We start from the raw sequence: 6483 nt of genomic DNA, 5'->3' as shown, positions 1-6483 counted from the left end.
GCCCGGCACCGACAGGTGCCGGGCCCGCCGTTCGTACCGGTCCGGGGTCAGCGGGACGCTTCGCAGGCCGAGTTCGCCGCGTCCTTGCCCGCGCCGGCCGCGACGAGGCTCGACGCACAGCTCGCCTGGTTGCCGATCTGCCCCTCGTAGCAGGCCTCCGCGGCGCCGTTCGTGGCCTTCGGGGCGTGCTGGGCGACGTACTGCTCGCAGGCCTTCGCGTCCGCCTGGGCGGACGGGGCCAGGGCGGCGGCGCCGCCGACGGCGAGGGCCAGGCCGGCGAGGATGCTGGGGATACGGGCCGACGGACGCATGCGGATGCACCTGCTCTCTCGGTCGGTCACGCGATCCGCGGATGCGCCGGACCACGGGCGGGGGCGGCGGCGCGGAGCGGGGACCTCCGGGGCGGGCGACCGGCTCGGCGCATCGGTCGCCCTCGCCCTTTCGACGCTAGAACACGGCCCCGGCCCGTGCACTTCGACCCGGTGACCCGGTGTGCGGGGCCCGATCGGCAGCGCCGAGGGCGCCACCGGGAGGATCCGGGAAGCTGCCCTCCGGATGTGATGGTCCGGTAACGAGTGCACACCATACGACTCCGCAGAGTAAGGTCGACACCAAGGCTCTTTGAACACGTTCAGAGAAGTGTGACCACGGGGGAGGACGAACGAGTGAACGGGGCAGCCAAAGGCGCCGTCATCGGCGGTGTATTCCTGGCGATGCTCGGCGGCGCCAGCTACGGGGTGTACACCCTGGTCGACGACAGCGGTGAGGGAGCGGACCCGGACGCGTCCGTCCGGTCCGGCAGGGGCAGCGGGCCGGTCGGCGAGAAGGAGGCCGAGAAGGTCGCCACGGCGTTCCTGGCCGCCTGGGCCGCCGGGGACGAGCGGGGAGCGGCCGACCTGACCAACAACGCCGCCGCCGCCCAGAGCGCGGTCGAGGATTTCAGGACCAAGGCGTACGTCTCCAAGGCCGTGATCACTCCCGGCCCGGCGAACGGCACCACCGTGCCCTTCAGGGTCGAGGCGGAGATCACCTACGAGGGCACGACCAAGCCCCTCGGCTACGACTCCCAGCTGACCGTCGTACGCGGGCTGACCACCGGTAGGCCTCTGGTCGACTGGCAGCCCTCGGTGATCCACCCTCAGCTGGGCAAGGACGAGAAGCTGCGCGCGGGCGCCGCCGCGAACCCGCCCGTCAAGGCCGTGGACCGCAACGGCGAGGAGCTGACGGCGGAGAAGTACCCCTCCCTGCGCCAGATCCTCGACGAGCTGCGCCAGAACTACGGCAGCAAGGCGGGCGGCAGAGCCGGGGCCGAGGTGTGGATCGAGCCGGCCGCGGCGGACGCACCGAAGCGGACCCTGCTGACCCTCGTCGAAGGCGAGCCCAGCACCCTTAAGACCTACCTGGACGCGACGGTGCAGGCGGCGGCCGAGCGGGCGGTCGCCCGGTTCCCGGAGGCCTCGGTGGTCGCCGTCAAGCCGAGCAACGGGCACATCCTGGCCGTCGCGAACCACCGCACGGACGGCTTCAACGCGGCGATGCAGGGCAACCGGGCACCCGGCTCCACGATGAAGATCGTGACGGGGGCGATGCTGCTGGACCGCGGCCTGGTCGCCGCCGACAAGCCCGCGGAGTGTCCGAAGGAGGTGTCCTGGGGCGGCCGCGCCTTCCACAACCTGAAGAACTTCGAGCTCCCGGCGGGCACAAGGTTCGCGACCTCCTTCGCCCGCTCCTGCAACACCGCCTTCATCAAGCAGATCAAGCCCGTCGACGACGACTCCGCGCTGCCCAGGGAGGCCACGGAGGTCTTCGGCATCGGCCTGGACTGGAAGACGGGCGTCAGGTCCACCGACGGGAAGGTCCCGCCGGCCACGGGGGCCGAGGCCGCGGCCGCGTACATCGGGCAGGGCCGGATCACCATGAACCCGCTGAACGTCGCGTCCATCACCGCCACCGCCCGCACCGGCGTCTTCCGCCAGCCGCTGCTCGTCTCGCCGGAGCTGGACGGCCGGACGATCGCCACGGCCCAGCGCCGGATGAAGTCCTCCGTGCAGCAGCAGCTCGTCTCCATGATGAGGCTGACGGCGACCAGCGGCACCGCACGCGAGGCGATGGCCCCCGTCCACGGCTCGGACAAGGGCGCGAAGACCGGCTCGGCCGAGGTCGGCGGCGCCGATGACAGCCCGGACAGCTGGTTCACCGGCTTCAGCGGCGACGTGGCCGCGGCCGCGATGGTCGAGGGTGGCGGCCACGGCGGCGAGGCCGCCGGCCCGATCGTCGCCCAGGTGCTGAACGCGGGCTGACATCGGGCCCCGGCTCACCCGGGTGGCGGTGCGGCGCGCCCGGGCGGCGCGTGCCGGGCGAGCTCGTCCGGCGCGCGCCGGGGCCGCCGGGGCTGCCGGGGCCGAGGTGCGTGCGGGTCCGGCGGGGCCCTCAGAGGGCGGACTTCAGGGCCCGGACCAGGGACTGGGCCCGGGGGTCGGCGGTGACCGACGTGGCCAGGGCGTTGGTGACGTAGCCGAAGCCGATGCCGGCGTCCGGGTCGGCGAAGGCCAGGGAGCCGCCGCGGCCGGGGTGGCCGAAGGAGGCGGGTGAGAGCAGCGGCGAGGCCGGGCCGTGCAGCATGTATCCGGCGCCGAAGCGGGTGTTCACGACCAGTACCCGGTCCGGTCCCGCGGAGTGCTCGCGGGCGGCGAGCGCGGTGGTGGCGGGGGTGAAGAGCCGCGGGCCGTCCCCGACCGCGCCGATGGTGGCCCCGTAGAACCGGGCCAGGGCGCGGGCCGTGCCGATGCCGTTCGAGGCGGGGAGCTCGGCGGCCCGGTACGCGGGGGCGTTCTCGTCCGGCAGCGGATCGATGGCGGCGAAGGCGCGGCGGGTGAGGGAGTCGGGGTCGGCATAGGCCTCGGAAACGTTTCTGCGGGGCCTGGTCCTCAGCAGTCCGGCGCGCTCCGGCGGCTCGACGGGCGCCACCCGGCCCACCCGCCCGGCCTGGCCTTCCGGCAGCCCGATCCAGAAGTCCACGCCGAGCGGCTCGGCGATGTCCTCGGCCAGGACGGAGCCCAGCGTCCGCCCGGTCACCCGGAGCACCAGCTCGGACAGCAGCCAGCCGTAGGTCTGGGCGTGGTAGCCGTGCCCGGTGCCCGGCTCCCAGAAGGGGTGCTGCGCGGCGACCGCACGCGGCCCGGACACCCCGTCCGCGGCCTCGGCGGCGGTCAGCCCCCGGTCCAGGGCCGGAACGCCCGCGCGGTGCGCGAGCAGGTCCCGTACGAGGACCTTCTCCTTGCCGCCGGTCTTGAACTCCGGCCAGTGCTCGCCGACCGGCGCGTCCAGGTCGAGCAGCCCGCGCTGGTGCAGGAGCAGCGGGACCGCGGCGGCCACGCCCTTGGTGGCGGAGCGGACGATCTGCGCGGTGTCCTCGGCCCACGGCTCGGTGCCGTCGGCGTCCCGGGTGCCGCCCCACAAGTCGACGACCTTGCGGCCGTCCCGGTAGACGGCGACGGCCGCGCCCCGGTCGCCGAGCACCTCGAAGTTGCGCGCGAAGGCGTCCCTGACGGGCTCGAAGCCCTCCGCCACCGTCCCGTGGACGTCCACGTCCGCTCCCACCACCTGCCGCGGCGCCGACGGCGCCTGTTCCTGCTTCTTACGCCACAGCGCAACACCCACCGTACGGTCCTGCTTCCCGGGTCCCGCCTCCCGGGTCCGCGGGAGCGATCCGCCGGGGCGAGGGGGTGCGTCAGCCCGAGGGGCGCGTCAGCAGGGGCGTGCGGGGGTCGAAGCCGAAGGGCAGTTCCAGCCGGTGGGCCCGCATCAGTTCCTCGTCGCACAGCAGGTCCTGGGTGCTGCCGTCCGCGGCGATGACCCCCTCACTGAGGACCACCGAGCGCGGGCACAGCTCCAGCGCGTACGGCAGGTCGTGCGTCACCATCAGCACGGTCACGTCGAGCGCGCGCAGGATGTCGGCGAGTTCGCGGCGGGAGGCCGGGTCCAGATTGGACGACGGCTCGTCCAGGACCAGGATCTCCGGCCGCATGGCCAGTACGGTCGCCACCGCGACGCGGCGGCGCTGCCCGAAGGAGAGGTGGTGCGGCGGCCGGTCGGCGAAGTCGGCCATGCCGACCTGCTTCAGGGCGGCCGTGACCCGCTCGTCCAGCTCCGCGCCCCGCATCCCGGCCGCGGCCGGGCCGAAGGCCACGTCCTCCCGCACGGTCGGCATGAACAGCTGGTCGTCAGGGTCCTGGAAGACGATCCCCACCCGGCGCCGGATCTCCGCCAGGTTCCGCTTCTCCACCGGAAGCCCGGCCACGGCCACCGAGCCGACGCCGCCGCCGAGGATGCCGTTGAGGTGCAGCACGAGCGTGGTCTTGCCGGCGCCGTTGGGGCCGAGCAGGGCGACGCGCTCGCCGCGTGCGACGGTCAGGTCGACGCCGTACAGGGCCTGGTGTCCGTCCGGATAGGCGTAGGCGAGCCCGGCGACTTCGAGCGACGGGGCGGGCGAGGGAGTACTGGTCACAGAGTCCATCCCATCAGACAGACGGCGAGTGCCGTCACCGGGAGCACGGCGGCGTAGGCCCACTGGCTCCGCGTGGCCACGGCCTCGTCGATGACCGGCATGGAACCGGCGTAGCCGCGGCTGACCATCGCCAGGTAGACCCGCTCGCCGCGTTCGTAGGACCGGATGAACAAGGCGCCGGCCGTCTTGGCGAGCACTCCCCAGTGCCGGATCCCGCTGGCCTCGAAGCCGCGCGAGCGACGGGCGATGGACATCCGGCGCAGCTCGTCGCCGATCACGTCGCCGTAGCGGATCATGAAGGTGGCGATCTGGACGAGCATCGGCGGCAGCTTGAGCCGCTGGAGTCCCAGCAGGAGGGCCCGCAGCTCGGTGGTCGAGGCGAGCAGGACGGACGCGGCCACGCCGAGGGTTCCCTTGGCGAGGACGTTCCAGGCGCCCCACAGGCCGGAGACGCTGAGCGACATGCCGAGGACCTCGACCCGCTCGCCCTCGGCCACGAAGGGCATGAGCACGGCGAAGGCGACGAAGGGGATCTCGATCAGCAGCCGGCGCAGCAGGAATCCGGCCGGGATCCGGGCCGCGGCCGCGACGCCGGCGAGCAGCAGTGCGTACAGGCCGAAGGCCCACACCGCCTCCCGCGGAGTGGACACGACGACCACGACGAAGCCGAAGGCCGCGGCGAGCTTGCAGTGCGGGGGCAGGGCGTGGACCGGGGAGCTGCCCGGGCGGTAGAGCCGGTGGGCGTGGCCCGCACCCATGTCAGGCGACCGGGGCGGAGGTGGCGGCGGCGGTCGACTCGTGGGACGTGCGGCGGCGCACGACCCAGAAGATCCCGGTGCCGGCGGCCACGGTGATCCCGACGCCGATGACTCCGGCGAGGCCCCCGGACAGGCGGGCGTCGTCGACGTCCTTGACGCTGTAGTCGGCGAGCGGGGAGCCGGCGGCGGCGTGCTCCTCGACCTTCTGGTCGATGCCCTGGTCGGCGGCGACCTTCTCCAGGCCGTCGGGGCTGGCGGAGGCATAGAAGGAGACGAACCCGGCGAGGACGAGCGCGGTGACCAGGCCGGTCGCCCACACCTTCTTGGCCGAGCCGGCCGCGGCCACCGCGGCGGTGGGCGCGGGGCCGGCCGGCGCGTCGATGAGCGCGCCGTCGACGCGCAGCTTCAGCGGCGCGGCCAGGCCGCGGGCCCCGTGCACCAGGTCGGGACGTACGGCGATCACGGCGCCGACGGTCGCCGCGGTGATGAGGGCCTCGCCGATGCCGATGAGGACGTGCACGCCGACCATGGCGGTGAGGACCTTGCCGAGCGGCACGTCGGTGGTGCCCCCGACGGCGTAGACGGCCGTGAAGGCGGCGGCCGCGGCGGGCACGGAGAGCAGGGCGGCCGCGAATCCCGCCACGGTCACGGAACGGCGGCCGGGCGGCAGGAGGCGGAGCAGCCCGCGGAAGACCAGGTGCGCGGTGACGACGGTGACGACGCCCATGACGGTGATGTTCACGCCGAGGGCGGTCAGGCCGCCGTCGGCGAAGAGGATGCCCTGCATGAGCAGGACGACGGACACACACAGCACGCCGGTGTAGGGGCCGACGAGTATCGCGGCGAGCGCGCCGCCCAGCAGGTGGCCGCTGGTGCCGGCGGCGACCGGGAAGTTCAGCATCTGGACGGCGAAGATGAAGGCGGCGACGAGGCCGGCGAGCGGCGCGGTCCGCTCGTCGAGTTCGCGGCGGGCGCCGCGGAGGCTGACGGCCACCGCCGCGGCCGCCGCCACTCCGGCGGCCACCGAGACGGGTGCGTTGACGAATCCGTCGGGCACATGCATGGAGTGGGCTCCGCTTCTTCTACGGCCTGAACCGTTCAAGAATAGTGCCCAGTTGCAAACCGTTGGCAAGAGCGGGCGCATCACAAAGAGAGGCGCGCATTTTCGTGGGAATGTGCGAGGCTGGAGGGCAAACGGACGGATTTGTTCCGATTCGA

The 6483-nt window shown here is 73.6% G+C and carries 6 protein-coding genes; 1 reads left to right on the top strand and 5 read right to left on the bottom strand.

The window, feature by feature from the left end:
• Positions 1-47 precede the first annotated feature (47 nt).
• Complete coding sequence (locus ACFW2G_RS19200) at positions 48-311, bottom strand: hypothetical protein (RefSeq protein WP_384450112.1); 264 nt, start codon at positions 309-311, stop codon at positions 48-50.
• Between the two features lie 354 nt (positions 312-665).
• On the opposite strand from ACFW2G_RS19200, the gene ACFW2G_RS19195 reads away from it, so the two are divergent.
• Positions 666-2300 carry a penicillin-binding transpeptidase domain-containing protein gene (locus ACFW2G_RS19195; RefSeq protein ID WP_384450109.1) on the top strand — a complete coding sequence of 545 codons (1635 nt, stop codon included), beginning with the start codon at positions 666-668 and terminating at the stop codon, positions 2298-2300.
• 130 nt (positions 2301-2430) lie between these two features.
• Here ACFW2G_RS19195 and ACFW2G_RS19190 read toward each other — a convergent pair whose 3' ends face one another.
• The 4 genes from ACFW2G_RS19190 to ACFW2G_RS19175 form a co-directional block, all read right to left on the bottom strand.
• Positions 2431-3588 (bottom strand): serine hydrolase domain-containing protein, encoded by a 1158-nt coding sequence (locus ACFW2G_RS19190; protein WP_037925527.1) that lies wholly within the window; start codon positions 3586-3588, stop codon positions 2431-2433.
• Between the two features lie 142 nt (positions 3589-3730).
• Positions 3731-4516, bottom strand: a complete 786-nt coding sequence (locus ACFW2G_RS19185) for an energy-coupling factor ABC transporter ATP-binding protein (RefSeq protein ID WP_384582862.1) — start codon at positions 4514-4516, stop codon at positions 3731-3733.
• Positions 4504-5265, bottom strand: coding sequence for a cobalt ECF transporter T component CbiQ (gene cbiQ, locus ACFW2G_RS19180; RefSeq protein WP_384450105.1), 762 nt, complete (start codon positions 5263-5265; stop codon positions 4504-4506). Before cbiQ ends, ACFW2G_RS19185 begins: the two co-directional genes overlap by 13 nt.
• Position 5266: 1 nt before the next feature.
• Positions 5267-6328 carry an energy-coupling factor ABC transporter permease gene (locus tag ACFW2G_RS19175; RefSeq protein WP_384450102.1) on the bottom strand — a complete coding sequence of 354 codons (1062 nt, stop codon included), beginning with the start codon at positions 6326-6328 and terminating at the stop codon, positions 5267-5269.
• Between the last annotated feature and the right edge of the window lie 155 nt (positions 6329-6483).

The organism is Streptomyces sp. NPDC058880, from assembly GCF_042742535.1.
Taxonomy (GTDB): Bacteria; Actinomycetota; Actinomycetes; order Streptomycetales; family Streptomycetaceae; genus Streptomyces.
The sequence above is the reverse complement of the archived record's forward strand: the minus strand, read 5'-3'. Positions and strand labels throughout refer to the sequence as shown.